Source organism: Homoserinibacter sp. GY 40078, from assembly GCF_008017545.1.
Lineage (GTDB): Bacteria > Actinomycetota > Actinomycetes > Actinomycetales > Microbacteriaceae > Homoserinibacter.
This window is the reverse complement of record NZ_VRTZ01000003.1, coordinates 199030-225314: the sequence shown is the minus strand read 5'-3', so window position 1 is coordinate 225314 and position 26285 is coordinate 199030. Positions and strand designations below refer to the sequence as shown.

23 protein-coding genes and 1 pseudogene are annotated in these 26285 nt (G+C 70.5%); 3 read left to right on the top strand and 21 right to left on the bottom strand.

The features are described from left to right. A pseudogene (locus tag FVQ89_RS14495) lies at positions 1 to 668 on the top strand (hypothetical protein); the annotation flags it as partial. A gap of 37 nt (positions 669 to 705) precedes the next feature. On the opposite strand, the gene coaD reads toward FVQ89_RS14495, so the two are convergent. The 3 genes from coaD to FVQ89_RS14315 all read right to left on the bottom strand — a co-directional run bounded on the left by coaD (position 706) and on the right by FVQ89_RS14315 (position 4355). Beyond that, the gene (gene coaD, locus FVQ89_RS14325; RefSeq protein WP_147902663.1) at positions 706 to 1191 is read right to left on the bottom strand and encodes a pantetheine-phosphate adenylyltransferase; all 486 of its coding nucleotides are present in this window, start codon (positions 1189 to 1191) and stop codon (positions 706 to 708) included. Positions 1192 to 1253: 62 nt separating this feature from the next. Continuing rightward, positions 1254 to 3455, bottom strand: coding sequence for an ATP-dependent DNA helicase RecG (locus tag FVQ89_RS14320; RefSeq protein ID WP_147902662.1), 2202 nt, complete (start codon positions 3453 to 3455; stop codon positions 1254 to 1256). A 33-nt stretch (positions 3456 to 3488) separates the two neighbouring features. Then, positions 3489 to 4355, bottom strand: coding sequence for an NAD(P)-dependent oxidoreductase (locus tag FVQ89_RS14315; protein ID WP_147902661.1), 867 nt, complete (start codon positions 4353 to 4355; stop codon positions 3489 to 3491). Positions 4356 to 4484: 129 nt separating this feature from the next. On the opposite strand from FVQ89_RS14315, the gene FVQ89_RS14310 reads away from it, so the two are divergent. Continuing rightward, positions 4485 to 5102 carry an RsmD family RNA methyltransferase gene (locus tag FVQ89_RS14310; RefSeq protein ID WP_147902660.1) on the top strand — a complete coding sequence of 206 codons (618 nt, stop codon included), beginning with the start codon at positions 4485 to 4487 and terminating at the stop codon, positions 5100 to 5102. On the opposite strand, the gene thiL is transcribed toward FVQ89_RS14310, so the two are convergent. Further along, complete coding sequence (thiL, locus tag FVQ89_RS14305) at positions 5072 to 6061, bottom strand: thiamine-phosphate kinase (RefSeq protein ID WP_147902659.1); 990 nt, start codon at positions 6059 to 6061, stop codon at positions 5072 to 5074. The genes FVQ89_RS14310 and thiL overlap by 31 nt on opposite strands. Before the next feature lie 22 nt (positions 6062 to 6083). Between thiL and FVQ89_RS14300 the strand changes: the two genes are divergently transcribed. Next, positions 6084 to 6569: a DUF3515 domain-containing protein gene (locus FVQ89_RS14300; protein WP_147902658.1), complete on the top strand. Its 486-nt coding sequence runs from the start codon at positions 6084 to 6086 to the stop codon at positions 6567 to 6569. On the opposite strand, the gene FVQ89_RS14295 is transcribed toward FVQ89_RS14300, so the two are convergent. From FVQ89_RS14295 to FVQ89_RS14215, 17 genes are all read right to left on the bottom strand, one after another. Continuing rightward, on the bottom strand, positions 6553 to 7668 hold the full coding sequence (locus FVQ89_RS14295; RefSeq protein ID WP_255513639.1) for a D-alanine--D-alanine ligase family protein: 1116 nt from the start codon (positions 7666 to 7668) through the stop codon (positions 6553 to 6555). The two genes, FVQ89_RS14300 and FVQ89_RS14295, sit on opposite strands and share 17 nt — an antisense overlap. Further along, complete coding sequence (locus tag FVQ89_RS14290) at positions 7665 to 8690, bottom strand: NAD(P)H-dependent glycerol-3-phosphate dehydrogenase (protein WP_147902657.1); 1026 nt, start codon at positions 8688 to 8690, stop codon at positions 7665 to 7667. The genes FVQ89_RS14295 and FVQ89_RS14290 overlap by 4 nt, the downstream gene beginning before the upstream one ends. A 58-nt stretch (positions 8691 to 8748) precedes the next feature. Continuing rightward, positions 8749 to 9510 carry a 1-acyl-sn-glycerol-3-phosphate acyltransferase gene (locus tag FVQ89_RS14285; protein ID WP_147902656.1) on the bottom strand — a complete coding sequence of 254 codons (762 nt, stop codon included), beginning with the start codon at positions 9508 to 9510 and terminating at the stop codon, positions 8749 to 8751. Next, on the bottom strand, positions 9510 to 10868 hold the full coding sequence (murA, locus tag FVQ89_RS14280) for a UDP-N-acetylglucosamine 1-carboxyvinyltransferase (protein ID WP_147902655.1): 1359 nt from the start codon (positions 10866 to 10868) through the stop codon (positions 9510 to 9512). The genes FVQ89_RS14285 and murA overlap by 1 nt, the downstream gene beginning before the upstream one ends. Before the next feature lie 48 nt (positions 10869 to 10916). Further along, positions 10917 to 11513 carry a 3-isopropylmalate dehydratase small subunit gene (gene leuD / locus FVQ89_RS14275; RefSeq protein ID WP_147902654.1) on the bottom strand — a complete coding sequence of 199 codons (597 nt, stop codon included), beginning with the start codon at positions 11511 to 11513 and terminating at the stop codon, positions 10917 to 10919. After that, on the bottom strand, positions 11513 to 12991 hold the full coding sequence (gene leuC, locus FVQ89_RS14270; protein ID WP_147902653.1) for a 3-isopropylmalate dehydratase large subunit: 1479 nt from the start codon (positions 12989 to 12991) through the stop codon (positions 11513 to 11515). The genes leuD and leuC overlap by 1 nt, the downstream gene beginning before the upstream one ends. A gap of 176 nt (positions 12992 to 13167) precedes the next feature. Further along, positions 13168 to 13701 carry an FHA domain-containing protein gene (locus tag FVQ89_RS14265; protein WP_147902652.1) on the bottom strand — a complete coding sequence of 178 codons (534 nt, stop codon included), beginning with the start codon at positions 13699 to 13701 and terminating at the stop codon, positions 13168 to 13170. Between the two features lie 31 nt (positions 13702 to 13732). After that, a complete protein-coding gene (locus FVQ89_RS14260; RefSeq protein ID WP_147902651.1) occupies positions 13733 to 14743 on the bottom strand; it encodes a TerC family protein in 1011 nt (336 codons plus the stop codon). 149 nt (positions 14744 to 14892) lie between these two features. Continuing rightward, on the bottom strand, positions 14893 to 15603 hold the full coding sequence (locus FVQ89_RS14255) for an SOS response-associated peptidase (RefSeq protein ID WP_147902650.1): 711 nt from the start codon (positions 15601 to 15603) through the stop codon (positions 14893 to 14895). A gap of 29 nt (positions 15604 to 15632) precedes the next feature. Next, positions 15633 to 15977, bottom strand: coding sequence for an Lsr2 family protein (locus FVQ89_RS14250; RefSeq protein ID WP_147902649.1), 345 nt, complete (start codon positions 15975 to 15977; stop codon positions 15633 to 15635). Between the two features lie 44 nt (positions 15978 to 16021). Beyond that, on the bottom strand, positions 16022 to 18472 hold the full coding sequence (locus tag FVQ89_RS14245) for a glycoside hydrolase family 3 C-terminal domain-containing protein (RefSeq protein ID WP_147902648.1): 2451 nt from the start codon (positions 18470 to 18472) through the stop codon (positions 16022 to 16024). Beyond that, complete coding sequence (locus tag FVQ89_RS14240) at positions 18469 to 19974, bottom strand: carboxyl transferase domain-containing protein (protein ID WP_147902647.1); 1506 nt, start codon at positions 19972 to 19974, stop codon at positions 18469 to 18471. Before FVQ89_RS14240 ends, FVQ89_RS14245 begins: the two co-directional genes overlap by 4 nt. Continuing rightward, positions 19958 to 21136: a CaiB/BaiF CoA-transferase family protein gene (locus FVQ89_RS14235; RefSeq protein ID WP_147902646.1), complete on the bottom strand. Its 1179-nt coding sequence runs from the start codon at positions 21134 to 21136 to the stop codon at positions 19958 to 19960. The genes FVQ89_RS14240 and FVQ89_RS14235 overlap by 17 nt, the downstream gene beginning before the upstream one ends. Continuing rightward, on the bottom strand, positions 21133 to 22677 hold the full coding sequence (locus FVQ89_RS14230; protein ID WP_147902645.1) for a carboxylesterase/lipase family protein: 1545 nt from the start codon (positions 22675 to 22677) through the stop codon (positions 21133 to 21135). The genes FVQ89_RS14235 and FVQ89_RS14230 overlap by 4 nt, the downstream gene beginning before the upstream one ends. Then, entirely contained in the window at positions 22674 to 23513 is an 840-nt protein-coding gene (locus FVQ89_RS14225; RefSeq protein ID WP_147902644.1) for an ATP-binding cassette domain-containing protein, read from the bottom strand. The genes FVQ89_RS14230 and FVQ89_RS14225 overlap by 4 nt, the downstream gene beginning before the upstream one ends. After that, entirely contained in the window at positions 23510 to 25294 is a 1785-nt protein-coding gene (locus FVQ89_RS14220; protein ID WP_147902643.1) for a dipeptide/oligopeptide/nickel ABC transporter permease/ATP-binding protein, read from the bottom strand. Before FVQ89_RS14220 ends, FVQ89_RS14225 begins: the two co-directional genes overlap by 4 nt. After that, positions 25291 to 26232: an ABC transporter permease gene (locus FVQ89_RS14215; protein WP_147902642.1), complete on the bottom strand. Its 942-nt coding sequence runs from the start codon at positions 26230 to 26232 to the stop codon at positions 25291 to 25293. Before FVQ89_RS14215 ends, FVQ89_RS14220 begins: the two co-directional genes overlap by 4 nt. Between the last annotated feature and the right edge of the window lie 53 nt (positions 26233 to 26285).

Sequence of the window (26285 nt, the reverse complement as noted above, 5' to 3'; positions counted from 1 at the left end):
CGAACCGCTACCGCGCGGCGATCCACGCGCCCGAGCCCGTCGCGGAGCTCGCTCCCCTGCCCGCCCCTCCGGCGGCCGCACCCGCCGCCCTCTCGCCCTCGACCCCGGGATGGCCGGGCATGCCGCTGCCCCAAGACGGCCTGGCCCCCAACGGCATCACGATGTACGTCCCCGAGGCGACCCACCAGTTCCGCGGATCGAACAAGCCCGCCGCCCTCGCCCTCTCGGCCGGCATCAGCTCGCTCGCGGCGCTCGTGCTCGTCTTCTTCGGAAGCATCCTCATCGTGCCGAGCGTGCTCGGCTTCGTCGCGGTCGTCGTGGGAATCGCGGGACTCGTCATCTCCCGCCGCGCTCACGCCGGATTCGGTGCCGCCCTGGCCGGGCTGCTCTTCGGCCTCGCGAGCAGCACCGCCGTCGTGATCACTCTCGTGCTCTCGCTCGCCGTGGCGATGACCACCTGGGACACGGCCTCCATCGAGCAGACGATCGTCGACAGCGCCGCCGATGAGGGCATCGATATCGCGAGCGTCGCCTGCCCTCAGGGGATCGCGATCACCGGAGCCGAGGTCGACTCGGTCGAGTGCACGGGGCTCAGCTCGGAGGGCGAAGCGATCCCGCTCCAGGTCGACATCCACTCCGACGGAACGGTCGTCTGGGACCTCCGCTGACGCGCCCGGTCGCCGGGCCCGTCGCGCGGCGACGGAATCAGCGGGGCTGCTCCAGGAAGTCGGCGACGACTCGCGGAACGTACGGCGACACATCGCCGCCGAGCGACGCCACCTGCCGCACGAGCGAACTCGACACGTGCGCGTGCGCCGGATCGGGAAGCATGAACACCGTCTCGACCTTCGCGAGGTTGCGGTTCACGATCGCCATGGGCGTCTCGTAGGCCACGTCGACCTGCGAGCGGATGCCCTTCACGAGCACGCTCGCGCCGACATCGGTGCAGTAGTCGACGAGCAGCCCCACGCTCCAGCTCGTGACGAGGATCTCGCCCCCGATCCGCGCCTCCTGGATCGACTCCTGGATGAGCGAGACCCGTTGCGCGATTGGCAGCAGCGCCGATTTGTCGGGATTGTGGACGACGAGCACGTGCAGCTCGTCGAAGAGCCGCGCCGCGCGATCGATCACGTCGAGATGCCCGAGGGTCACGGGGTCGAAGGATCCGGGAACGACGGCGATCCTGGTCATGGGCCGATCCTACAAGGCGCGTGTGACCGTTTCGTTACAGAAAGGGGCGGGCGGAGAGCCGGTCACGCCTTGCCCAGGAAGGCGCGCTCCCCCGCGTCGAAACGACGCCCCACGGCCTCCCGCAGCGTCGCGTGCTCGGCGAGAGCCGGGTCTTCCTCGAGGATGCCGGCGGCCGCATCGCGCGCCTCGGCGATGAGCTCGGCATCCTCCACGACCCGCAGCAGCTTGAGCGTCGAGCGACGCCCCGACTGGGCTCCACCCAGCACGTCGCCCTCGCGACGCAGCTCGAGGTCGGCCTGCGCCAGCTCGAAGCCGTCGAGTGTGCCCGCGACGGCATCCACCCGCTCGCGGGCGAGCGTGGCCTGCTCGGCGCGGGTCACGAACAGCGCGATGCCCGGCACCCCGCCGCGGCCCACGCGGCCCCGCAGCTGGTGCAGCTGGGCCACGCCGAAGCGGTCGGCGTCGAGCACGATCATCGTGGACGCGTTCGGCACGTCGACGCCCACCTCGATGACGGTAGTCGCGACGAGCACGTCGATGCGACCCGCGGCGAACTCGCGCATCGCGCGGTCCTTCTCGTCCGACGGCATCCGTCCGTGCAGCGGCTCGACCGAGCGCCCCGCGAGCGACGGATGCGCGCGCAGGCGACCCAGCACTTCGGTCACGGAGGATGGCGGCGGCGCGTCGGCCTCCGCATCCGCCTCCGCCGGCGCGTCGTCCTCCCCCAGCGAGGTGCCGGAGGTCGAGACCTCGATCGCGGGGCAGACGACGAAGCCCTGGCGTCCGGCGGCGAGCTCCTCCGCGAGCCGCTCCCAGACGCGCGCCTCCCAGCCGGGGTGCTCGGCGAGAGGCACGACGTGCGACTCGATCGACGCACGACCCGCGGGAAGCGTCCGCAGCGTCGACACGTCGAGATCGCCGAAGACCGTCATCGCGACCGTGCGCGGGATGGGCGTGGCCGACAGCACGAGCACGTGCGGGGCGCGTCCCTTCAGCCGGATCGCCTCGCGCTGCTCCACGCCGAAGCGGTGCTGCTCGTCGACCACCACGAGGCCGAGGTCGGCGAAGCTCACATCATCGCCGAGGAGCGCGTGGGTGCCGACGACGATCGCCGCACCACCAGACGCCGCCGCGAGCATCGCCTTGCGGCGCTCGGCGGTCGACATCGCCCCCGTGAGGAGCGTGACCCGCAGCCGCGCCGCGAGATCCGGACCGAGCATCGCAACGATCGAGCGCAGATGCTGGGCGGCGAGCACCTCGGTCGGTGCGAGGAACGCCGACTGCCCGCCGGATTCCGCCACCGCGAGCATCGCGCGCAACGCGACGAGGGTCTTCCCCGACCCCACCTCGCCCTGCACGAGGCGGTTCATCGGGACGCCCCCCGCGAGCTCGGCCTCGATCTCGTCGCCCACCTCGCGCTGATCCGCCGTGAGCTGGAAGGGAAGTGCCGCCTCGAACGCACGCGAGACCTCGCCCGGCACCCGCGGCGGCCCCGTCACCGCCCGGCGCTCGGCCCGCTGCGCGAGGAGGGCGAGCTGCAGCGCGAGCGCCTCCTCGAAACGCAGGTAGTCGCGGGCGCGCTGCCAGTCGGCATCCGACTCGGGTCGGTGCACCTTGACGAGCGCGTCGCGGAATCCCATGAGGCCGCGACTCGAACGCACTCCGACCGGAAGCGGATCGTCGAGCTCCGGAAGCACGTCGAGCAGGGTCTCGATCGACTTCTGGATCTTCCAGCTCGGGAACGTCGCGGTCGCCGGATACAGCGGCACGGGGGTCTCGGCCCACCGGCGGGCCTGGTCGGCGTCCATCGCCGCCGCCTCATCCGGGTCGAACAGCTCGTAGTCGGGGTGCGCCAGCTGGCGCGTGCCGCGATAGGCGCCGATACGGCCCGAGAAGATACCGCGCACCCCGGGACGCAGCTCCGCCTTGCGGAAAGGCTGGTTGAAGAAGGTGAGCGTGAGGATGCCGTGCCCGTCGCTGATCGTCGCCTCGAGGATCGACCCGCGCCGGTTGTGCATCCTGCGCTCCGAGACCGACCGGACCTCGGCGACGATCGTGACCGGCTCGTCGATCCGCAGCTCCGAGAGCGCCGTCAGCTCACCGCGACGGGCGTACCGCCGCGGATAGTGGGCGAGCAGCTCGCCCACAGTGCGCATGCCGAACGCCTTCTCGAGCACCTGCGCCGTGCGGCCGCCGAGCGCCGAGGCGAGCTTCTGATCGAGCGGCGAATCCACGCCTACGAGGGTATCGAGCGCCCCGGGCATCGGCCGTCGCGCCGGGGCCGGATACCGCGGATATCAGCGCCCGCCGAGCACCCGCGCGACGGCCACCATGTCGGCGTCGGCGAACCCGGCATCGGCCGTGCGGCCGTAGAGCTCGGCGACCAGATCGATGATCGGCGTCGTCGCACCCGCCGCCCGCGCCGCCTCGAGCACGAAGCCGCAGTTCTTCACGACATCCGAGATCGCCGCCTGGGGTACCTCGTCGCGAGCGACGAGCTTCGCGCCCTTCACCCGTCCGATCGGGCTGTCCATGGGGCTCGCCTCGAGCACCCGCAGCATCGCGTCGAGGTCGACGCCCGTCGCGCGGGCCGTCGTGACCGCTTCGGCGAGGGCCGCGACCATCGCCATCATGTAGTGGTTCACCGCGATCTTGGTGCGAAGCGCCCCGGGGACCGCGCCGCATGGCACCGCCGCGACCCCGAGCGGTGCCAGCAGCTCGCCGACCTCGCCGAGCACCGCCTCGTCGGCACCCGCGAGCAGCAGCACGAGCTTGCCCTGCTCGGCCGGAACGCGCGAGCCCGAGACCGGAGCCTCCACGTAGTGGCCGCCCGCGGCACGGATGTCGGACTCCAGCGCGAGCGAGTACGCGGGCGTGTGGGTGCCCATCACCACGATCCGGTGCCCGGCGATGCGGCGGGCGAACGCCTCCGTGCCACGGCCGAGCACCTCGTCGGTGGCGACGTCGTCGCGCAGCATGAGGATCACCGTGTCGCACCGCGCGAAGAGCGCATCCGGATCGGAGGCGCGATCCGCACCTCGAGCGACGAGCTCGTCGCACGCCTCGGGGCTCCGACTCCACACCGTGAGCGGCACCCCCGCATCCACCAGTCGACCCGCCATCGGCGCGCCCATGATCCCGATACCCGCGAACCCGACGTTCATGGTGCCTCCCGGTTGCGCATCCTCGCACGGGCGCGCGCGCGTCGTCACGGGCCAATCACGGGCCCGCGGGACGGGCCGCCCTGTTCACTCGGCGCGCGCGACCTGCGGCCGCCTCGCTACCCTGAGCGGATGACACGGATCATCGCCGGCTACGCCGGATCGCTCGCACTGGCGGTGCCGAAGTCGGGGACGCGCCCGACGAGCGACCGCGTGCGCGAGGCGATCTTCTCGGCGCTCGACGCGCGCGGGCTGGTCGCCGGGGCGAACGTGCTCGACCTCTACGCCGGATCCGGCGCGCTCGGTCTCGAGGCGGCCTCCCGCGGAGCGGGCAGCGTGACGCTCGTCGATCACTCCCGCGACGCCGCCACGAGCTCCCGCCGCAACGCCGAGCGCGTGGTGCGGGCCGCTCCGGCCGGTGCGATCCCCACCATCCGCACCGTGGTGCAGCCCGTCCAGGGTTTCCTCGCGGGGGCCGCGGGCGGCTGGGACCTCGTCTTCCTCGACCCCCCGTACGAGCTCACGGGCGGTGAGCTCGTCGACGATCTGCTGCTGCTCGCCACGCGGGTCGCTCCGGATGCCGTGATCGTGGTCGAGCGCTCGGCGCGCGACACCGAGCCGGCGTGGCCCGCAGGTCTCGATCTCGACCGCAGGACCGCCTACGGCGAGACGGCCGTGTTCTGGCTCTCCCCCGCCGAGCCGCACGCGCCCGCCGGCGATCAGCCGACCGCGCCGTCCCAGTCCTCGTAGGGGTCCCAGCCGCCGCGCCCGTCGAACGCGCGGCCGTCGACCCGCAGCTCGGCCACGTCCGTGGCCTCCTGCACGCGTCCGATCTCCCGGAACCCGGACGGCAGAGGTGCGTCGGCAGGGAACGTGGCGAGGAGCGCGTGATCCTCGCCACCCACGAGCGCGTCTCGGGAGCCGACGGCGCGCGACGAGAGGTCGAGCACGACCCCGGATGCCTCGGCCAGGCGCCGGGCGTCGAGCACGAGCCCGTCGCTCACATCCATCATCGCCGTCGCACCGGCCTCCGCCGCCGTCACCCCGGCCGCGATCGGCGGCGACGGGGCCAGCTGCGCGTCGAGCTCCGCGTCGTGCGCGGGGCGCAGTGCCGCCGCTCGCTTGGCGTCCGGCGTTCCTTCGTCGTCGACGCCCTGGGCGAAGAGGAGTGCGAGACCGGCGCCTGCGAGGCCGAGCTCCCCGCACACGGCGACCACGTCGCCGGGACGCGCGCCCGAACGCAGCACGGGGCTGCGCCCACCGAGGTCGCCGAACGCGGTCACCGCCACCATGAGCGTCTCGGACACCGACAGGTCGCCGCCGACCACACCGCAGCCGGGCGCGAGTGCGGCGCACGCCTCGCGGAAGCCGTCGGCCAAGCGCTCGATCCAGCTCGCGGTCGTCGACGACGGCGCGACGAGCGCCACCACGAGGCCCGTCGGCCGGGCACCCATCGCGGCGATATCGGCGAGGTTCACGGCCGCCGACTTCCAGCCGAGCTGGAACGGGCTCGACCACGCGTGCCGGAAATCGGGACCGTGCACGAGCGTGTCGGTCGTCACGACCACGCGACCGTCCGGCGCGGCCAGCACAGCGGCGTCGTCTCCCGGCCCGAGAAGCTCCTCCGGCCCGTGCGGCAGGCGCGGGAAGATGCGCCGCAGGATCGCCGCCTCGCCCAGGGAGCCGAGGGTCTCATCCGGTGCGGGCACCCCGCCAGGCTAGCCTGTACGGGTGCGCACCTCCCGGCCCCTGGGCGCCCTGATCGGCACCCTCCTCGCCGCGATCGCGCTCACCGGGTGCCAGCCCGTCGTCTCGCTCGATCCCGCTGCGGATGCGGCGGATCCCGGCTGCGCCGACGTCGTCGTGCGCCTGCCGGACGCGCTCGACGGGCTCCCGAGGCGCGACACCGACGCGCAGGCGACCGCCGCGTGGGGCAGTCCTCCCGCGGTCCTCGTGCTGTGCGGCGTGGAGGTGCCGAGCGCCTCGAGCTACACCTGCATCGACGTCGATGGGGTGTGGTGGCTCCGCAACGCTGAGCAGGAACCCACGGTCACGTTCCGGCTCTATGGGCGCGAGCCCGCGATCGACGTGGTCGTCGACACCGACGAGGCGAGCGCCGCCTCCGTGCTCACGGCCCTCGCGGATGCGGTGGCCACGACCCAGCCGAACGGCCACCGCTGCGTCGACGCCGAGGACTCTCTCAGCGTCGGGTCGTGAGGCCCAGCTCCAGGAGCTCGGTGATGAGGTCGGGGTAGCTCATCCCGCTCGCCTGCCAGCAGCTCGGGAACATCGAGATCGGGGTGAAGCCCGGCATCGTGTTGATCTCGTTCACCACGAAGCCCTCGTCGCCGAGGAAGAAGTCGACCCGCGCGAGACCCGCACCCTCGATCGCCTCGAACGCGCGCGCGGCGATCCGCTGCATCTCTCGCAGCTCGCCCTCGTGAAGCGACGCGGGGCAGATCAGCTGTGCCGCATCCGGGTCGAGGTACTTCGCTTCGTAGTCGTAGAACGCGCGGCCCGTGACGACGATCTCGCCCGCGACGCTCACGCGCGGAGCGCCGCCATCGCGACCCTCGAGAACCGCGCACTCGACCTCGCGGCCCGGCACCGCCGCCTCGACGAGCACCGTGCCGTCCTCGTCGAACGCGATGTCGATGGCCGGGTCGAGCTCCGCCCAGTCGGTCACCCGTGTGACGCCCACCGATGAGCCTGCACGCGACGGCTTCACGAACACCGGGAGTCCCAGCGAGCGGATGCGGCGCTCAAACAGCTCGCGATCCTCCGCCCAGCGCGTCGGCGTGAGAGCCACCCACGGCGCCACCTCGATCCCTGCCGCCTGCAGCACGAGCTTCGTCATATGCTTGTCCATCGCGAGCGCGGAGGCGAGCACCCCATTGCCCACGTACGGCAGGCCGAGCAGCTCCAGCTGCCCCTGGATCGTGCCGTCTTCGCCGAAGCGGCCGTGCAGGATCGGGAAGAACACGTCGATGTCGCCGAGCGACGAGACCGACCCGTCGGGCGACTGCACGGTCAGCTCGCGCGAACCGGCCGCATCCGGCAGGCGAACCCGTGTGCCGTTGTCGTCGACGGACGGCAGCTCGGCGCGCAGGCCAAAACGCTCCGGATCGTCGGGCTGCAGCGTCCATGCGCCGTCGCGCGTGATCCCGACCGGCACCACCTCGAACCGGTCGCGGTCGATCGCCGAGAGCACGCCCGCCGCCGTGGCGCACGAGATCTCGTGCTCGCTCGAGCGGCCTCCGAACAGCAACGCGACGCGGATCATGCGGCCTCCGGTGTCGGGAACGGGCCGGGTCATTCGCCCTGCGGCACGTCGGTGTCGGTCGTGAGGTGCGGGGCGATGTCCCGCGGCTCCAGCGTACCCGCCAGCACCTCGGCGACCTGGCCGACGATCGGCATCTCCACTCCGCGGCTCGCCGCGAGCTCGAGGATCGGCGCGACCGACGAGATGCCCTCGGCGGTCTGGTTCATCTGCGCGATGACCTCGTGGTAGGCGTAGCCCTGGCCGAGCAGGCGGCCCGCCGTGTTGTTGCGCGAGAGAGGCGACTCGCACGTCGCGATCAGGTCGCCGAGCCCCGCGAGTCCGCTCAGGGTCTCGGGGCGGCCGCCGAACGCGACCGCGAAGTCGGTCATCTCGACGAGCCCGCGCGTGATGATCGAGGCCTTCGTGTTCTCGCCGTACCCGACGCCATCGACGATGCCGATCGCCACCGCGATGAGGTTCTTGAGCACTCCGCCGAACTCGGTACCGATCACATCCGTGTTCACGAACGAGCGGAAGTACGGGTTGCGTGCGGCGAGCGCCACCTCGGACGCCGTCTCGAGCACCGCCGACGACACGACCGCCGCCGTCGGCTGCTCCTTCGCGATCTCGAGCGCGAGGTTGGGGCCCGAGACCACCGCGATGCGCTCGGGACCGACCTCGAGCTCCTGGGCGATGACCTCGCTCATGCGATAGCGGGTGCCCTTCTCGACGCCCTTCATGAGCGACACGATCGGCACGCCGCTCGGGATCAGGTCGCGGACGATCCGCAGGTTCTCGCGCAGCGACTGGCTCGGCACCGACAGGTAGACCTGCTCCGCGCCGTCGAGCACCTCGGGCAGTCGGGCGGATGCCGAGATGCCGCGCGGGAGGTTGATGCCGGGGAGGTAGTCGGAGTTGCGGCGCGACTGCATGATCTCGCGGGCCAGCTCGGGGCGCCTCGCCCAGATCGACACCCGGGATCCGCCGTCGGCGAGGATCTTCGCGAACGTGGTGCCCCACGATCCGGCGCCCAGGACTGCCACGCGGCGCGGCGCGGCGCCCTCGGGGGAACTCATCCGGCCATTCTCCCCCACACACCCTCGGGGAGGATGACACGCCGCTCGGCGGCGCGGGTCAGGACTCGAAGCGGCCGGTCTCGGTCTGGCCGTGAGCGGAGGGATCCCAGCGCACCTCAGGTGCCTGCTCGCCCCGCAGTTCCTCGAGCAACGCCGTGATCGCGGCCATGACGGCCTCCGTGGCCTCCGCGAGCACCTCGCGGTCGATGGGGCGACCACGCCACCGTGAGAGGTCGACCGGCTCGCCGATGATCGCGTCGACGGTCTTCCGCGGGAAGACGCTGAGCTTCTTCGAATACCGCGGAAGGATCTGCTGCACACCCCAGTGCGCCATCGGGATGACCGGCACATCGTGCTCGAGAGCCGTGCGCACGGCCCCCGACTTGCCTCGCATCGGCCACATCTCCGGATCGCGCGTGAGCGTCCCCTCGGGATATACGATCACCGCGAGTCCGTCGTCCACGAGGTTCGCCGCGGCGGCGAGCGGCTGCCGGTTGTGGCCGGAGCCCTGCCGCTCCACGGGGATCTGCCCCGTTGCTCGCAGGATCGCCCCCAGCACGGGAACCTTGAACAGGCTCGCCTTCGCCAGGAACCGCGGCACGCGCCCCAGCCTCCACAGCATGTAGCCGGTCGTCAGGGGGTCGAAGTTGGAGTAGTGGTTCGGCGAGAGCACGAACGCGCCCTCCTGCGGAATCCGCTCCGGATTGCGGATGCGGTACCGGGCGAGCAGCAGCAGGAACGGGATCGCGAGGCCGGCGACCACCCGCCAGCCGAACGTCTTCTCCCGCTTCCGCCGCGGGCGCCCGGCATCCGCGCCCATCAGTCGATCGTGAACTCCGCGCCGAGCTGACCGAGCTTCTCGACGAAGCGCTCGTAGCCGCGGCTGATGATGCCCACGTTCGTGATCGTCGAGCGCCCCTGCGCGGTGAGCGCCGCGATCAGGTAGCTGAAGCCGCCGCGCAGGTCGGGCACGTTCACGTCCGCACCGTGCAGCTTGGAGGGGCCCGTGATCACGGCGACCTGCTCGAGCGGCCGCTTGGGCACCCGCCAGTCCGGCGAGTCGTAGCCGTCCTTGTGCACGACGATGTCGGCACCCATCTCGCCGAGCGCCTTCGTGAAGCCGAAGCGGTTCTCGTACACCGTCTCGCGCACGACCGAGGTGCCCACCGCCTGGGTGAGCGCCACGATGAGCGGCTGCTGCCAGTCGGTCATGAAGCCGGGGTGCACGTCGGTCTCGACGACGACGGGCTTCAGCTCGCCGGCACGGAAGAAGCGGATGCCATCCTCCTGGATGTCGAATCCGCCGCCCGCCTTCCGGAAGACGTTGAGGAAGGTCATCATGTCCTGCTGCTTCGCGCCGCCGACGAACACGTCGCCATCGGTCGCGAGCGCGGCCGAAGCCCAGCTGGCGGCCTCGTTGCGGTCGAAGATGGCGCGGTGCGTGTAGCCCTCGAGCCGGTCGACGCCCTCGATGAAGATCGTGCGGTTCGGCTCGACCGAGATGATCGCGCCCATCTTCTGCAGGATCGCGATGAGGTCCATGATCTCGGGCTCGATCGCCGCGTTCTTGAGCTCCGTGACGCCCTCGGCGCGCACGGCGGTCAGTAGCACCTGCTCGGTCGCGCCCACGCTCGGGTACGGCAGCTCGATCTTCGCGCCCTTGAGGCCGTCGGGGGCGGTGATGCTGATGCCCTCGTAGCTCTTGTCGACGATCGCGCCGAACGCGCGCAGCGCGTCCATGTGGAAGTCGATCGGGCGGTCGCCGATGCGGCATCCGCCGAGGTCGGGGATGAGCGCCTCGCCGAGGCGGTGCAGGAGCGGACCGCAGAACAGGATCGGGATCCGGCTCGATCCCGCGAGAGCGTCGATCTGCGCGAAGTGCGCGCGCTCGACGTTCGCGGGATCGAGCAGGAGCTCCCCCTCGGCCGGGCTCGTCACGGCGACGCCGTAGGCGTCGAGCATGCGGGTCACGACGTGGACGTCGCTGATCTCGGGGACGTTCTGCAGAAGACTCGGACTGTCGCCGAGCAGTGCCGCCACCATGGCCTTCGTGGCGAGGTTCTTGGCCCCGCGCACCTCGATCCGGCCGCGCAGCGGTTTTCCGCCGTCGATCGTGATCCGTTCGGCTGTGAGTCCCACTCGCGCTCCTGCCTTGTGAGCGTCACGCGCGAGGTTCATCGCGACTGAATCCACGTGCTACCTATTGCCTTGCCTATGCCCCGGGGGCTAACGGACGGGAAGTGTCCGAGGTCTCCAGCTCTCCCGGCTGCCCTCGAACTCGGTGATCCGCGCTTCATCGCGCAGTGTGAGGCCGATGTCGTCGAGCCCCTCCAGCAGCCTCCACCGAGTGTAATCGTCGATGTCGAATTCGAAGCTGAGCTCGCCCACGGTCACCGTCTTCTCAACAAGGTCGACCCGTGCGCTCATTCCCGGCTCCGCCTCCAGGCGATCCCAGAGCTCCATCACCTGCTCCTCCGCGATGGTGCCCGTGAGGAGCCCCTGCTTGCCCGAGTTTCCGCGGAAGATGTCGGCGAACCGGGGCGAGATGACCGCGCGGAACCCGAAGTCCCGGAGCGCCCACACCGCGTGCTCACGGCTCGAGCCGGTGCCGAAGTCGGGCCCCGCGATGAGGATGCGGGGCTCTGCGTATTCGGGACGGTTGAGGATGAAATCGGGGTCCTGTCGCCAGCCGTGGAAGAGGGCGTCCTCGAAGCCCGTCTTCGTGACGCGCTTCAGGAACACGGCCGGGATGATCTGGTCGGTGTCGACGTTCGAGCGGCGGAACGGCACCGCGACGCCCTCGATCACGCTGATCTTCTCCATCAGCGGGCCTCCTCTCCGGCGGTCTCCAGATCCCACGGGCTCGAGAGCGTGCCGCGGATCGCGGTCGCCGCCGCGACGAGCGGCGAGACCAGGTGGGTGCGGCCGCCCTTGCCCTGGCGGCCTTCGAAGTTGCGGTTCGAGGTGGAGGCGCAGCGCTCGCCCGGGGCGAGCTGGTCGGGGTTCATGCCGAGGCACATGGAGCATCCGGCGAAGCGCCATTCGGCTCCGAACTCCTCGAACACCTTGTCGAGACCCTCGGCCTCGGCCTCGAGGCGCACGCGCGCCGAGCCGGGCACGACCATGACGCGCACGTGGTCGGCCTTGCGACGCCCCTTCACGATGGAGGCGAAGGCGCGCAGATCCTCGATGCGGGAGTTCGTGCACGAGCCCATGAAGACGGCGTCCACGCGGATGTCCTTCATGGGGGTGCCGGGCTCGAGGTCCATGTAGTCGAGGGCCCGCTGAGCGGCAGCCTGATCGTTCGGGTCGACGTACTGCGCCGGGTCGGGCACCGCTTCCGACAGCGAGACACCCTGCCCGGGGTTCGTGCCCCACGTGACGAAGGGCTCGAGCTCGGCCGCATCGATGAAGACCTCGGCGTCGAAGGCAGCGCCCTCGTCGGTCGCGAGGGTCTTCCAGTACTCCACCGCGGCGTCCCAGTCCTCGCCCTCGGGAGCGTGGGCGCGACCCTTCACGTAGGCGAAGGTGGTCTCGTCGGGACCGACCATGCCCGCGCGGGCGCCGGCCTCGATCGACATGTTGCAGATCGTCATCCGGCCCTCCATGGAGAGCGAGCGGATGGCGCTGCCGCGGTACTCGAGCACATAGCCCTGCCCGCCGCCGGTGCCGATCTTCGCGATGACCGCGAGGATGATGTCCTTCGCCGTGACGCCCGGTCGCAGCTCGCCCTCGACCGTGATCGCCATGGTCTTGAAGGGCTTGAGCGGCAGCGTCTGCGTCGCGAGAACGTGCTCGACCTCTGAGGTGCCGATGCCGAACGCCATCGCGCCGAACGCACCGTGGGTGGAGGTGTGGCTGTCGCCGCACACCACCGTGATGCCCGGCATGGTGAGGCCGAGCTGCGGTCCGACGACGTGCACGATGCCCTGCTCGACATCACCCAGCGGGTGCAGGCGGATGCCGAACTCCTCGGCGTTGCGCCGCAGCGTCTCGATCTGGGTGCGGCTCGTGAGGTCGGCGATGGGGCGGTCGATCGCGAGGGTCGGGGTGTTGTGGTCCTCGGTGGCGATCGTGAGGTCGGGGCGCCGCACGGGGCGGCCTGCCTGGCGCAGGCCGTCGAAGGCCTGCGGGCTCGTCACCTCGTGGACGAGGTGGAGGTCGATGTAGACGAGGTCGGGCTGGCCGTTCTCGCCCTTCGTGACGACGTGCGCATCCCAGACCTTCTCGGCCAGGGTGCGGGGACGGTCGGGGATCTCGGATTCCGCGCTGTGAGGCTCGGTCGAGGTCGCGATGCTCATGGGAATGGGTCCTTCATCGATGTGGTTCGGCCGCGCTGCCTCGGGGACGGGCGGACTCCGCGACGAGGGAGGCCGGGGCTAGGCCTCGTCGCGGCGACGAAGAAGGAGGCGCCGTGCGAGCATCCACGAAGAATAACACCCGGCACGCCGCCGCGCCGTGCCACGAGCGCGACGGGTCAGCTGTCGGCGTCGACGACGTGGTCCACGCCGAGCAGGTACGAGCCGAGCTCGATGACTGCGCCGTCGGGCACAGGCGAGAACTCCGTCGACGTGACCGTGCGCCGTGAGCGGTTCGCCACGACGGCGACGCCGTTGGTCGAATTGAGGTCGAGCACGAAGAGGCCGCCGTCGTAGGGCAGGAGGATCGCGTGGTTCTTCGACACCGTCTTCTCGCGGTCCTCGACCGCGACGAGGCGTGCACCCGGGAACCCCTCGACGTCGTAGGGCTTACGACCCACGACGATGGGGCCGTCGACACTCACGCGCTCGCCGTCGGCGAGGAGGAGCACCCACCCCACCGAGTTGTGACGCGGCGAACCCCCCGGGAAGAACACGGGCTCCGAGGGATCGCGCGGCGGAAGCCCGCGACCCACGAGCTTCGTGCGCGTGTCGATCAGCTCGGAGGGCAGCACACCGTCGCCGTCCTGCAACCACGGCGGACGCAGCACGGGCTCGTCGTTCGGGAAGTACCCCGGCGGCTGATCGTCCATGCGTCGATCATTTCGGCGGCGGCGGACCGCGTCAAGCGTCGTCGTGAGGCGGGGCGATGACTTCTCGGCGCGCCAGCACGCGCATCCGTACGAGGCTCGCGACCACGGCGACCGTCATCGCGGCGACGATCACGGCGAGCGAGGTCCAGGTGCTGATGTCGGGCGCCCATTCGATGTGCTCGCCGCCGTTGATGAACGGGAGCTCGTTCTCGTGCATCGCGTGGAACACGAGCTTCACACCGATGAACAGCAGGATGAACGCGATGCCGAAGCGCAGGTACTCGAGGCGATCCACGAGGTCGCCGAGCAGGAAGTACAGCTGCCGGAGGCCCATGAGCGCGAACACGTTGGCCGTGAAGACGATGAACGCGCTCTGGGTGATGCCGAAGATCGCCGGGATCGAGTCGAGCGCGAAGACGAGGTCGGTCGTGCCGAGGGCGATGAGCACCATGAGCACGGGGGTGAAGACGCGCTTACCGTCGATCGTCGTGCGGATCTTCGCCCCGTCGAACTCGTCGGTGATGTTCACCCGGCGACGCACCCAGGTGAGCATCCGGTTCTCGGTCTGCACCTCGTCCTCGTGGCCGGTGCGCACCTGCTGGATCGCCGTGAACACCAGGAACGCGCCGAAGATGTAGAACACCCAGCTGAAGTTCTCGATGAGCGCCGCCCCGAGAAGGATGAACACCCCGCGGAAGACGAGCGCCAGGATGATGCCGATCATCAGCAGCTCCTGCTGGTAGCGGCGGGGCACCTGGAACCTCGCCATGATCAGCAGGAACACGAACAGGTTGTCGATCGAGAGGCTGTACTCGGTGAGCCAGCCCGCGATGAACTGCCCCGCGTGCTCCGCATCGCCGAGCCACAGCATCAGGCCCGCGAACGCCAGCGCGAGCGCCACATAGAACCCGATCCAGAGGGCCGACTCGCGCGTCGATGGCACATGCGGGCGCTTGAAGGCGAGGGTCAGGTCGAACGCGAGGATCAGGAGCAGCACCACATAGGTGCCGATCTCGAACCACAACGGGAGTGCGAGCTGCATGCGGAAGCCTTTCGAGGGTAGGACGAATCTCGAACGTCTCTCCCGCGCGGCCCGATGTCCGGATGCCGCGGTCGCGACCGGGGCTGCGGCATCGGAGCCCGTGATGACGGCCGCGACGAGGTGGGATACTCCCCTTCGCGTCGCCCAGTCTAGGGCACGAGCGGCTCGATGAGGCCAGGATCCGCGGGGTCGACGGCGCGGGAGTTGTTCACTCGGCGATCCACCTCGAAGCTGGAGATGTGCGCCGCGACCTCGGCCGAGACGGCGTCGAGCATGCCCAGCATCCGGTCGCGATCAGCCTCGGACTCGAGCTTCACCGGCGAGAGCCACTCGTCGTAGGTCTCGCGCGTGAGGAAGGCCGGCATGCGGTCGTGCACCTCGCCGGATGCGTCTCGGGCTTCACGGGTGACGATGGCCGTCGAGACGACCCAGTCTCCATCGACCTTGCGGGCGGTCGCCAGCCCCGCCGCCGCGAGGATCGGCCGCTGCCCATGCAAGAAGTGCGGCTGCTTGTCGCCCTTCTCACCCGTCCACTCGAAGTACCCCCGCATGGGCACGATGCAGCGGGTACCGGCGAACGCGGACTTCCACAGCCCGTTCACGGCGATCGTCTCGATGCGCGCATTGAACTGCGGCCGCGACTTCGCCGTGAGGAACGGCGGATGGAAGTCCCACTCCGCGGGCACGACGGAGCGCACGATCTCGCCGGATGCGGAATCCCGCCGTTCGCGCACGATCGGCACAACCTCGGTCGGGGCGATCGAGAACTGCGGACGCCAGTCGCGGAAGTCGTTGCCCTGGGCGACGAACTCCTCGATCAGCTCGTTGGTCTCGGCGTCGTTTGCGAATCTCCCGCACATGGGATCATCATCCGCCGGACCGCCGACGCTCAGCCGTTCGCGCGCTCGTACGCCTCGACGACCTCGGCCTTGATGCGCCCGCGGTCGCCCACCGTGTACCCCGCTCCCTGTGCCCACGAACGGATCGCGGCGAGCCGCTCGGCATCCGCGCCCTTCGAGCGCGAGCGCGAGGAACTCGCGCGGGTCGAACCGCTCACGCGGCGACCAGCCGCGACATACGGGGCCAGTGCATCCGCGAGGGCACGCGCATTGTCGGGGCCGAGGTCGATCTCGTAGTCCACGCCTTCGAGGGCGAAGCGGGTTGTGCGTGTTCCGAGAGGCAGTTCACCCCCGTCGAGGTCGTCGGTGAGGATGGTAATTGTCTTCTTCGCCATGTGATGAGTTTAGGTCCTCCGCGTACCCCGCCTTGTCACCACGCTCACGCGATAGCGACGGTATGCGCCGCAAGCGTGTCGGTGACGTCGAATCCGATGCTCAACTCGAATACCCCCGCTTCGTAACGCCACTCGCCGTCCCAGTGCGCAAACGCCCGCCGCGGAATATGAATCCTGCAGATTGCGTGCTCGCCGGCACCGGCGCGGACGACGCCCCACCCGACGAGCCACCGAGCCGGGCGATCCACCGCACTCTCGGTACGAGACGCATAGACCTGAACGACCTGCTTTCCCGCACGGTCTCCGGAATTTCGAAGTCGGACCTCGACCACGAACCCGTCGAATTCGTCGCTCGCGGCCTCGACAAATGACCCCACTCGCTGCCAGCTCGTATAGCCCAGGCCGAATCCGAAGGGGAATGCGGGAGTGCGACCTTCACGAATCCACGCCCGATATCCGATATGAATGCCCTCGCGATACTCGACCACCCCGTCTCGCGGCGTGACATCGATGACGGGCACATCGGTCTGCTGATCCGCCCAGGTGGTCGGGAGCCGCCCGCCCGGCTCCGCGCGTCCGGTGAGAACGTCACCCAGCGCATTCCCGAACTCCTGGCCGCCGAACCACCCGAGAAGCACCGCACCGGCGTGCGACCGCCACGGCAGCGCCACCGGAGCTCCGGCGTTCACGATGACGACGCTGCGGGGATTCGCCGCGAGCACCCGCTCGGCGAGGGCATCCTGCCGTCCGGGGAGCGACAGGCTCGTGCGATCGAAGCCCTCGGATTCGACGGCGGAGTTGGTGCCGACGACGAGCACCACGAGATCCGCCTCACGCGCCGCGCTCTCGGCCTCGGCCTCGAGCGCGTCGGCGGATGCGGTCGAGGGCCCGAGACCGAACGCGAACGTCATCGCCCCGGCGAACTGCTCGGTGACCTCGCGCCGGTACTCGATCGCGAGCTCGTAGCTGTGGCCCGCTTCGACCCGCACGGGTGCGGTCACGGTGCCCGGCGACAGCAGCGCCGCGCCGAGATCGTCTCCGACCGGTTGCGAATCCGCGTCGAGCACCGTCGCGCCGTCGAGGGTGATGCGCGCACGACCGACGGCGGCGAAGCCCAGGTCGAGCTCGCCCCCCTCCGCCGGCGTCCACCGTGTCGAGAGCCGAAGCGAAGCCGACTGCTCCACGGGCGCGGCCGAGCCGATCCAGACGAGCGCGGTCGAGCGCCGATCCTCGGCGAAGATCTCAGTGCCGGCGGCATCGAGGAAGCTCACGCGCACACCGCTGTCGCCCGTGATCGGGTTCGTGAGCTCGGCGAGCGGCAGCTCAGCGATGCCCTCCTGCACCACGGCGCCCACACGGTACTCGACCACGGCATCCGGGAACGCGGCGCGGATGCCGTCGAGCGGTGACACGACGGTTTCGGGCACGACGGTCGCGCTTCCGCCGCCCTGGGTGCGCGCGACGGTGGCGTTGTGACCGATGACCGCGATCCGCGCGGGTGCGTCGACGACGGGGAGGACGCCGTCGTTGGCGACCAGCACCATCCCCTCGGCCGCGGCGTGCCGTGCGAAGGCGATGCCGTCCTCGGCGGGTTCGGCCGGCGAGACGGGCGCGCCGAAGCCCTCGAGGGCTCCCACACGTGCCGCGAGCGCGAGAAGCCGCAGCACCTTGCGATCGACCGCGTCGAGCGGAACCCGCCCGTCGCGCACCGCCTCGACAAGAGCGTCGCCCCAGGGACCCGCGGGTCCGGGCATCACGAGATCCTGAGCGTGGCGGGCGCTCTCGATGCTCCGCACGGCCGTCCAGTCGCTCACCACGACGCCATCGAACCCCCACTCGGAGTTGAGCGGCGTCTCGAGCAGATCGTTCTCGGTGGCGGTTGCACCGTTGATGCCGTTGTAGGCGCTCATCACAACCCAGGCGTGGGCCTCGGTCACCGCCTTCTCGAAGGCGAGGAGGTACAGCTCGCGCAGAGCGCGTTCCTCGACCCGCACGTCGACCGTGAAGCGATCGGTCTCGAAGTCGTTGGCCACGTAGTGCTTCGGTGTCGCGGCGACGCCGTTGCTCTGCACCCCGTCGACATAGGCGGCAGCGAGCTCGGCGGTGAGCACCGGATCCTCGCTGAACGCCTCGAAGTGACGCCCGCCGAGGGGTGATCGGTGCAGGTTGATCGTCGGGCCGAGTACGACGTCCACGCCCTTCCGCCGCGCCTCGGCGGCCGCGATCGCCCCGTAGCGGTGGGCCAGCTCCGGATCCCAGCTCGCCCCGAGCGCCGTGCCGGAGGGCAGGTTGAGCGAGGGATCGCGCTCATCCCAGTGCTCGCCACGCACACCCGCGGGCCCGTCGGAGAGCAGCATCCGGCGCAGCCCGATCTTCTCGAGCGGCCAGGTCGTCCAGAAGTCGCGACCCGTGAGCAGAAGCACCTTCTCCTCCAGGTCGAGACGTTCGAGGAGGGCCCGCAGGCGCGGGTCGTCGGATCGGATGGGGTCAGTCACTTCGTGTCCTCTCGGAAGACGGATGGCACCAGGTCGGAGAAGCGCGAGCGCCGGTCGCGCAGTCGACGACCCGGCGGGATGGCGACGACCGACGCGAGCGCGCGGGTGATCGCAGCGGCGACGGCGGCGGGCGCGTCGCCGCCCTCGGGGATGATCTCGTCGACGACGCGGTCGGCGAGCAGGTGGGGGGCCCCGATCCGCTGACGGCGCGCGAGCTCGGGAGCACGGGTGGAGTCACGATGCACGATCGCCGCCGCCCCCTCGGGCGGGAGGGGCGAGAGCCAGCCGTTCTCTGCGACCAGGATCCGGTCGGCGGGGAGCAGCGCGAGCGCCGCTCCCCCGGCGCCCTGCCCGAGGATGACCGACACCGTCGGCACGTCGGCCTCGAGAAGGGCGAGCAGGCATCGCGCGATCTCGCTCGCGAGGCCGCCCTCCTCCGCCTCCCGCGACAGCGCCGCACCGGGCGTGTCGATCACGGTGACAAGCGGCAGGCCGAGCTCGACCGCGAGCCGGATGCCGCGGCCGGCGACGCGCAGCGCGCCCGGTCCGAGGGCGACCTCGGCGTCCTGACTCCGCCGGTCCTGGCCGAGGACGACGACACCCTGGCCTCCGAAACGCGTGATCGCGAGAGTGAGGGTCGGGTCGGATTCTCCCCGCCCGGTTCCGCTGAGAAGCAGCGTGCGCATCGTCGCGTGGCGCAACACGCTGCGCAGGCCGGGGCGCGCCGAGCTGCGCGAGCGTACGACTGCCTGCCAGTCGTCCTCATCGGTCGCGGGAGCCTCGGGCAGCGCGAGAGCCTCGGCGGAATGCGATGACCAGGCGTCGAGCACCCCGGCCGCGAGCGCGCCGAGTTGCTCGGGAGCCAGCACGGCATCCACGAGGCCGTGCGCCTGCAGGTTCTCGGCCGTCTGCACGTTCTCCGGGAAGTCGGCACCGTACATCGCCCGATAGACCCGGGGGCCGAGGAAGCCGATCATCGCGCCTGGCTCGGCCACGGTGACGTGCCCGAGAGATCCCCACGAGGCGAACACGCCTCCGGTCGTGGGATGCCGAAGGTAGACGAGGTAGGGCAACCCCTGCTTGCGATGCTCGGCGATGGTCGCGGTGATGCCCACCATCTGCACGAACGCGACGGTGCCCTCCTGCATCCGTGTTCCTCCGGATGCGGGAGCCGCGAGCACGGGCAGACCCTCACGCGTCGCGCGACGCACCGCGGCCATGATCCGGGCGGCGGCATCGACGCCGATCGACCCGCCGAGGAATCCGAACTCCCCCACCACGACCGCGACTCGGTGCTGGCCCACCCGGCCTTCACCGGTGAGCACCGACTCGTCGACGCCCGTGCGGCGCCGCGCCTCGCGGAGCTCCTCCGCATACGCTTCGTCGGGTCGGCGATCGGGGATGGGCTCGTCCCACGAGAGGAACGACCCCTTCTCGAGCACCAGCTCGATGAGGTCCCGCGCCCCGGGCCGGGCGCGACGGGTGTCAGCGCCGCCCGACACCGAACTCACCGCGCAGTGCCGGCCCGTGCTCGTCGAGGAGCGGCGGAGCCTGATGTTCCCGACGCGTCGTCTCGTGATCGCTCTGGTCGAAGAAACGCAGGGTCGGCCCCGGGAGCGAGATGCGCCCGAGCGAGGTGTGGTCCACGCCCACGAGCAGACCCTGCGACAGCGTCTGATCCCAGGAGTACACCTCGTCGATCGTACGAACCTTGCCGGCGGGTATGCCGAGCTCCCCGAGTCGCGCGAGCAGCTCCTCTGATCCGAACGCTGCGAATCGATCCTCCACGATCGCGATGAGCTCCTCGCGATGGCGCACGCGGTCGGCGTTCAGCGCGAATCGGGGCTCCGCCGGATCGATGCCGAAGCCAGCGCAGAAGCGCGCCCAGAGCGACTCGGAGCCGACCGAGATCTGCACCGCGCCGTCCCCGCACCGGAAGAGTCCGTAGGGCGCGATCGAGGGGTGGTGGTTGCCCGCCGCGCGACCGACCTCCCCCGCGACGGTCCAGCGGGTGCCCTGGAAGGCGTGGACGCCGACGATCGCCGCGAGGAGCGAGGTGCGCACGATGCCTCCCTCGCCGGTCCGCTCGCGCTCAGAGAGCGCCGCCAGCACGCCGAGTGCTCCGTAGATCCCGGCGAGGAGGTCGCCGATCGGCACTCCCACGCGTTGCGGGTCGTCCGGCGACGAACCCGTCACCGACATGAGACCCGCCTCGCCCTGTGCGATCTGGTCGTACCCGGCGCGAGCGCTCTCCGGTCCGTCGTGCCCGAAGCCTGAGATCGACAGCAGCACGAGGCGAGGGTTCAGCTCGCGCAGGCGGTCGGCACCGAAGCCGAGCCGGTCGAGCGTTCCGGGTCGGAAGTTCTCGAGCAGCACATCCGCTTCGCGCAGCATCGATTCGAGCACGCGACGGTCGTCGTCGCCCTTCAAATCGAGCGCGATCGACTCCTTGTTGCGGTTGCAGCTGAGGAAGTACGTGGACTGCGCGGTCTCGTCGGCGCCCGTCACGAACGGCGGACCCCAGCCACGCGTGTCGTCTCCGTGCCCGGGGGCCTCCACCTTGATCACACGCGCACCGAGATCACCCAGCACCATCGCGGCGTGGGGTCCCGCGAGCGCCCGGGTCAGATCGATGACGAGCAACCCGTCGAGCGGCCCGCTCACGCGGTCACCTCCGCGCGCCAGAACCGTCGGAGGGTCTCGCGCGGGTCGCTCAGGACGCGGGGGCGGGGCGAGAGCTCCATGGTGAGTCGCCCCTCGGAGAGGTACTGCGGCCAGTCGGGCAGTGCCGGCGAGTTCGGAGCGCCACGTCGCGCGAACTCGACCCACGCGCCCGACATCCACTCCGAGAGCTCCACGGGCGGGTTCGGGCCAACGAGCGACGCGGACTCCAGGCGGTCGAGCTGGCGGAACACGAAGGGCACATCGAGCGCGTGGCAGGAGCCGAGTGCGCCATCCATGAGCGGACTCGCCCACGTGAAGAGGTAGGCGAACGTGCGACCGGAGGCGGCCTGCCGTGCGTCGAGCAGCCGGGTCGTCGGCTGACGGTAGAGGCGATCCGAAAGGTACGACTCGAGCACCTCGTCGTCGCTGGGCTCGCGCCCGAGCTCCACGGACAGAGCCGCGACGTAGTCCGCCCGCACCGCAGCGGGATCCGCGAAGTCCTCCGCGATCAGCGCACGCAGCTTCTCATCCGAGGTCCGCGTCTCGTCGGCGTCGGCACGCGCGACGATGAAGAAGGACGCCTCATTGAGATTGGTGCCCGCCAACAGATCGACGTCGGACCCGACGCCGTCCGCGATGGCGTCGAGCGGGGACTGCGCGAGCACCCTGCCGTCGATGGTCGGCATGAACGGGAGAGGCAGCCCGATGGTGCGCTCCGCGTGCGCGGCCGCGACCACCGCTTGCGCCGCGAGGAGGTCGGCGGTGCTCATCCGCAGCAGGGTCTCCGCGTCGGACGCGGTCACCCCCGCGGCGTCGAGGAACTCCGCCGTGACCGCCACGGACTCCTCGACCTCCCGTGCGCGCTCGGCAGTACCGCTCTGCATGATGGCGCGGGTGAAGAGACCCTGGGCCAGAGGAGTGCCGAGCAGCGTGCCGACGGCGGCGGCGCCCGCCGACTCGCCGAAGATCGTGACCTTGGAGGGGTCGCCACCGAACGCACGGATGTTGTCTCGCACCCAGTGCAGCGCCGCGATCTGGTCGAGCACGGCGAGGTTGCCCGAGTCGGCGAACTCCGCACCGAGCAGATGCTCGAGGTACAGGAATCCGAACACCCCGAGCCGATAGTTGATCGACACCACCACGACATCCAGCGCAGCGGCGAGCTCGGCCCCGTTGTTGTAGCCGGTGGAGTTGGAACCGCTGACGTACGCGCCGCCGTGGATCCAGACCAGCACCGGGCGCGCCCGGTCATCGGCACTCGGCGTCCACACGTTGAGGTTGAGGCACTCCGCCTCGTCGTGCGGCGGCTGCCAGAATCCGCCGGCCGCGAGGACCGGATCGGGGTTCTGAGGCGCCGCCGGTGCGAAGCGTTTGACCTCGCGCTCGGTGGTCCACGCCTCGGGCGGCTGCGGCGGGCGGAACCGCAGCGCGCCGACGGGAGGTGCCGCAAACGGGATCCCGAGATAGCTCTCGACGTCCGCACGGCGTGTGAGCGTGGTCGTTCCCCGAACCGGGCCGTGGCTCGTCTGTACGACGGTCATCGTCCACCGACCTCCGCGAGGAAGCGCTCACGCTCGCGCCGACGGTCCGCCTGACGTGCGGGGTCCGGCACGGGCGCGGCCATGAGCAGCCGACGCGTATAGGGGTGCTCGGGCGCGTCGGTGACCTGCACGGCGTCGCCCTGCTCGACGATCTCTCCCCGGTACATCACGGCCACGCGGTGGCTGATGTGGCGCACCACGCTCAGGTCGTGCGAGACGAAGAGGTAGGCCACGCCGGTGGACTCCTGGATCGAGATCAGGAGATCGAGGACTCTCGCCTGGGTCGACAGGTCGAGGGCCGAGACGGGCTCGTCGCACACGATCATCCGCGGGCGCAGGGCGAGCGCGCGCGCGATCGCGATCCGCTGGCGCTGACCTCCGGAGAAGTTGCGCGGCATCCGGTCGATCGCGTCGACCGGGAGCTGCACCTGGTCGAGCAGTTCCCGGATGCGGTCCCGCGCTTCGCGGCGCGAGACACCCGCGACCCGCAGCGGCTCTTCGAGGATCGCGCCGATCGTCATCGCCGGGTTCAGCGACGAGTACGGGTCCTGGAAGACCACCTGGATGTCGCGGCTGAGCTCACGGCGACGACTGCGGCGCGCACGCGTGATGTCCTCCCCCGCGAACCGGATGGAGCCGCCGCGCACCGGCGCGAGGCCGAGCACCGCGCGACCGAGGGTCGTCTTGCCGGACCCCGACTCGCCGACGAGTCCAAGCGTCTCGCCGGGTGCGATCTCGATCGAGACGCCGTGGAGCGCGCGGAACGGCTTCGCGACGAGCCCCCGCATCGGGAACTCGACGACCAGGTCGTCGACCTCGAGCAACGGTGTCGTCATCGTCCTGCCTCCGTGGGTGTGAGCGCGGGTCGCACCGAGGCGTCCTCGAGCGTGGAGTCGAGCAGCATGCGGGTATACGGGTGCCGCGCGTCCGAGAAGATCTCGTTCGCCGTGCCGCTCTCGACCACCCGGCCGCGTTGCATGACGGTGACGCGATCGCACAGGTCGGCGACGACGCCGAAGTTGTGGGTCACGAGCATCACCCCCATGGAGCGCTCGGCCTGCAGCGAGCGGAGAAGGTCGAGAACCTCGGCCTGCACCGTCACGTCGAGCGCGGTCGTGGGCTCGTCGGCGATGAGCAGATCCGGATCGCACGACACCGCCCCCGCGATGAGCACCCTCTGCGCCATTCCGCCCGAGACCTCGTGCGGGTGCGCGTCGAACGTGCGCCGGGGGTCGGCGATGCCGACGCGGTCGAGCAGATCGAGCGCCCGCGTCCGCGCCTGCGATCGCGAGAGGCCCAGGTGCCGACGCATCGGCTCCACGAGCTGCCACCCGAGGGTGAAGGCCGGATCCAGATTGCTCATCGGCTCCTGCGGGATGTACCCGATCCGGCTGCCGCGCAGCAGCTCGCGCTCGCGTCCGCGCGAGACGAGATCGACGCCGTCGAAGTGGATGCTGCCTTCGAGCACCTCGCCGCCCACGGGGAGCAGGCCGAGGATCGAGAACGCCGTCTGGCTCTTGCCTGAACCCGACTCGCCGACCACGCCGTGCACCTCACCGCGGGCGATGCGCAGATCGACGCCGTCGACGACGACGGTCGTGCCGCCATCGGCTGCGGGATAGCCGACCCGCAGACCCTCGACGAGGAGCAGCGGCGCGCCCTCCGCAACGGGCCTGATCGACTCGGCGACGACCTCGACCGGCGCCGGAACCGTCTCCTCGCCCTGGGGGCGCCGACGCTTCCCGACCGAGGTGGTGCCCTGCACCGCGTCGCGGAGCGCGGTGCCGAAGAGCGCGAGCGAACCGACGGTGATGCCGATCATCAGACCCGGCCACACGAGCATCGTGGGCGCGACGTAGATGTTGGTGAAGGCGTCGTTGAGCATCTGGCCCCAGCTGGCGGTCGTCGAGTCGCCGACACCCAGGAACTCGAGTCCCGCTTGGAGCACGATCGCGATGCCCGCCATCATCGAGGCCTGGATCACGAGCGGCGCGCGGACGACTCCGAGCACGTGCCTGCCGATGATCCGCACGTCGCTCACGCCCGAGACCTTGGCGGCGTCGATGTATAGCTCCTTGCGGACCGCCATGACGCTGCTGCGTGTCAGCCGGAAGACTCCCGGCGAGAGAAGGATGCCGAACACCGCCATGACGGTGTACATCCGGGGTCCGAGAACCGAGATCACCGCGAGGAGCACGATGAGCCCCGGCATCGACATGAGCAGGTTCGCCGTCCAGGTCGAGAGCGAGTCGAACCATCGCTGGTAGTACCCGGCGATGAGGCCCGTTGGGATGCCGATCGCGAGCGCGACGACGAGAGCGATGAGCGCTCCCAGCAGGCTCGCGCGGCCTCCGTAGAGCAAACGCGCGAGCACGTCTCGGCCGGCGCTGTCGGCGCCGAGGATGTGCTCCCCGAACGGAGGCGCGAGCACGTCCGACAGTTCGGCCCGGTTCGGATCCCAGGGGGTCAGCAGCGGCGCCAGGATCGACGCGAGGACGATGAGTGCGAAGACGATGAGTGCGCCGACGGCCATCGGTTCGCGCAGCAGTCGACGGGTCAACCCGCCGCCACTCGTCACGGGAGCCAGAGCCGGTGCGGACACGGCGGATTCGGTCATGAGACACGCGCCTTCGGGTTGAGCCAGCCGGTGAGCAGATCGATCACGAGGTTGACGACGACGACGAGCACGACCATCACGACCACGAGTCCGAGGATCTGCGGGAGGTCGCCCTGCGTCGTGGCGTTGACGGCCAGACTGCCGATCCCCGGCAGGGCGAAGACCTTCTCGATGATGACCGCCCCGCCGAGCAGTCCGACGAACTGCAGGGAGAGCACGGTGAGTGCGGGCCCGGCCGCATTGCGCAGCACGTGCCGGAAGAGCAATGAGGTGCGCGAGATTCCGCGCGCGCGAAGCGTCCGCACGAAGTCCCGCTCGAGGATGTCGATCGTCGCGCCCCGCACCTGCTGGGCGGTCGAGGCAATCGTGCCGATCACGAGTGCCGTGACCGGAAGGATCAGGCCGAGCGCCCAGCGCCCCGGATCCGTCGTGATCGGCACATAGCCGGTCGCCGGCAGCAGGTGCAGAGTCACGGCGAAGATCGTCACGAGGATGAGCGCCACCCAGAAGTTCGGCAGCGCGAAGCCGATGACCGCGAACACCTGCACGAATCGATCGACCCATCCGCGCCGCACCGCCGCCGTGATGCCGAGAACCGTCGCCAGCACCGCTGTGACGAGCACGGCCACGGTGACCACCGACAGCGAGACCGGGAAACGGTTGGCGAGCGACTCGATCACGGGCTCGCGGCTGAACCACGAGGTGCCGAAGTCGCCGTGCAGCGCGGCGCCGAGCCAGTCGAGGTAGCGCTCGAGGATCGGGCGGTCGAGGCCGAGCTCGGCCGCCTTGGCCGCGACCTGCGCCTCGGTGGCCGTCTCACCCAGGATGTTCCGGGCGGCGTTGCCTCCCGTGAGGCTCATGAGCAGGAAGGTGATGGTCGCAACCGCGAAGACCAGCACCACACCGGATACCACCCGGCGCACGAGGAAGAAGAACATGATCGACTCTCCGACGTCTCGGGGTGGGAGCCGCACTCCCACCCCGAGTGTCT

Coding starts and splice junctions, on each gene's coding strand:
- coaD (WP_147902663.1), bottom strand. CDS start 1,191: ATGACCAGGATCGCCGTCGTTCCCGGATCCTTCGACCCCGTGACCCTC.
- FVQ89_RS14320 (WP_147902662.1), bottom strand. CDS start 3,455: ATGCCCGGGGCGCTCGATACCCTCGTAGGCGTGGATTCGCCGCTCGAT.
- FVQ89_RS14315 (WP_147902661.1), bottom strand. CDS start 4,355: ATGAACGTCGGGTTCGCGGGTATCGGGATCATGGGCGCGCCGATGGCG.
- FVQ89_RS14310 (WP_147902660.1), top strand. CDS start 4,485: ATGACACGGATCATCGCCGGCTACGCCGGATCGCTCGCACTGGCGGTG.
- FVQ89_RS14295 (WP_255513639.1), bottom strand. CDS start 7,668: ATGACCCGGCCCGTTCCCGACACCGGAGGCCGCATGATCCGCGTCGCG.
- FVQ89_RS14290 (WP_147902657.1), bottom strand. CDS start 8,690: ATGAGTTCCCCCGAGGGCGCCGCGCCGCGCCGCGTGGCAGTCCTGGGC.
- FVQ89_RS14285 (WP_147902656.1), bottom strand. CDS start 9,510: ATGGGCGCGGATGCCGGGCGCCCGCGGCGGAAGCGGGAGAAGACGTTC.
- murA (WP_147902655.1), bottom strand. CDS start 10,868: ATGAACCTCGCGCGTGACGCTCACAAGGCAGGAGCGCGAGTGGGACTC.
- leuD (WP_147902654.1), bottom strand. CDS start 11,513: ATGGAGAAGATCAGCGTGATCGAGGGCGTCGCGGTGCCGTTCCGCCGC.
- leuC (WP_147902653.1), bottom strand. CDS start 12,991: ATGAGCATCGCGACCTCGACCGAGCCTCACAGCGCGGAATCCGAGATC.
- FVQ89_RS14265 (WP_147902652.1), bottom strand. CDS start 13,701: ATGGACGATCAGCCGCCGGGGTACTTCCCGAACGACGAGCCCGTGCTG.
- FVQ89_RS14260 (WP_147902651.1), bottom strand. CDS start 14,743: ATGCAGCTCGCACTCCCGTTGTGGTTCGAGATCGGCACCTATGTGGTG.
- FVQ89_RS14255 (WP_147902650.1), bottom strand. CDS start 15,603: ATGTGCGGGAGATTCGCAAACGACGCCGAGACCAACGAGCTGATCGAG.
- FVQ89_RS14250 (WP_147902649.1), bottom strand. CDS start 15,977: ATGGCGAAGAAGACAATTACCATCCTCACCGACGACCTCGACGGGGGT.
- FVQ89_RS14230 (WP_147902645.1), bottom strand. CDS start 22,677: ATGACCGTCGTACAGACGAGCCACGGCCCGGTTCGGGGAACGACCACG.
- FVQ89_RS14225 (WP_147902644.1), bottom strand. CDS start 23,513: ATGACGACACCGTTGCTCGAGGTCGACGACCTGGTCGTCGAGTTCCCG.
- FVQ89_RS14220 (WP_147902643.1), bottom strand. CDS start 25,294: ATGACCGAATCCGCCGTGTCCGCACCGGCTCTGGCTCCCGTGACGAGT.
- FVQ89_RS14215 (WP_147902642.1), bottom strand. CDS start 26,232: ATGTTCTTCTTCCTCGTGCGCCGGGTGGTATCCGGTGTGGTGCTGGTC.